1 pseudogene is annotated in these 1575 nt (G+C 62.8%); it reads left to right on the top strand.

The window, feature by feature from the left end:
* Nucleotides 1-1575, top strand: a pseudogene (locus M9827_RS27320) (type IV secretion protein Rhs); the annotation flags it as partial.

Below are 1575 nucleotides of genomic sequence, written 5' to 3'. Positions count from 1 at the left end.
ACGCCTATCGGCACCTGATCGAAGCGACCAACGCCGTCGGCGACAGCGAGCGTTACGACTACGACGACGCCCACGTGATCCTGCAGCGGCAACTGGCTGGTGGGGCGAGTTTCTTCTGGGAGTGGGAGCGCTCGGGGAAAGCCGCTCGGTGTGTCAGGCACTGGGCATCGTTCTCGCAGATGGACACGCGCTACGTCTGGAATGACGACGGCAGTGTCGCGGTGCATTACGTCGATGGCACCGAAGAGACCTACGTCCACGACGAGCGTGCGCGGCTGGTGCGCAAGGTCGAGGCCGACGGTGGCGAACAGCTCAAGGCTTATGACGCCTCGGGACGGTTGATCGCCGAACAGGATGCGTTAGGCGCGGTCACCGAATACCGCTACGACGAGGTCGGACGGCTGATCGCGCTGATTCCGCCGGCTGACGCGCCAACGTCCTACGAGTATCGCAACGGTTTCCTGCATAAACGCTCTCGCGGTGACGCGGTGTGGATCTACCGGCGCAATGCCGAAGGCGATGTCACCGAAGCGGTCGATCCCGACGGTCAGGTCACCCATTACTACTACGACACCCGCGGGCAGTTGCTGTCGATCCGCTATCCGGACAGCAGCCGGCATCGCTTGGTCTGGAACAGCCTCGGCCAGTTGACCGAAGAAACCTTGCCAGACGGTGGCGTACGGCGCTTTTCCTACGATGCACTGGGGCGACGGACCACAACCGCCGACGAACACGGTGCGGTCACCCGGCAACATTGGGATGCCGTTGGCCGACTGATTCAGACGACTGTTCCTACCGGCAGTACCCGCGCCTACAGCTACGGCGCTTACGGTCAGGTCACCGCCGAGCGCGATGAACTGGGGCGCATCACCCGCTACGAATACGACGACGATCTGCACCTGGTCTCGCGGCGGATCAATCCCGACGGCACGCAGGTGCAGTACCGCTACGACCATGCGCAACTGCTGCTCACCGAGATCGAAAACGAGTCCGGGGAAAAGTACCGGCTGGACTACACGCCGACCGGGCTGATTCGTCAGGAAGTCGGTTTTGACGGCCGCCGCACCGCGTACGCCTATGACCTCAACGGCCATCTGCTGGAGAAGACCGAGTTCGGTGATGACGGCTCTTGTTTGCTCACTGCTTATGAGCGCGATGCTGCCGGGCGTCTTCTGCTCAAAACCCTGCCCGACGGGATCAAGGTTTCCTACCAATACGACCGCCTCGGCCGACTGATCGGTGTCGACGACGGCCAGCAACATCCTTTGGCCTTCGAGTACGACCGTCAGGACCGGCTGATCACCGAGCATCAGGGCTGGGGCACCCTGCGTTACCGCTACGACGCCTGCGGTCAGATCAAACGCATGCGCCTGCCGGACAACAGCGTACTCGACTACCGCCACGCCAAGGGTGGCGCGCTGACCGACATCGACCTCAACGGCGCGCCGCTGACCCGCCATGTCTACCAGTCCGGACGCGAACAACAACGTCAGCAGGGCCTGCTGCTCAGCGAATATTCGTACGACGATCAAGGACGATTACTCGCCCACGCCGTAGGCCATCAGCGCGATGCGC

It is taken from the genome of Pseudomonas sp. AKS31, from assembly GCF_023634765.1.
Taxonomy (GTDB): Bacteria; Pseudomonadota; Gammaproteobacteria; order Pseudomonadales; family Pseudomonadaceae; genus Aquipseudomonas.
The sequence above is the reverse complement of the archived record's forward strand: the minus strand, read 5'-3'. Positions and strand labels throughout refer to the sequence as shown.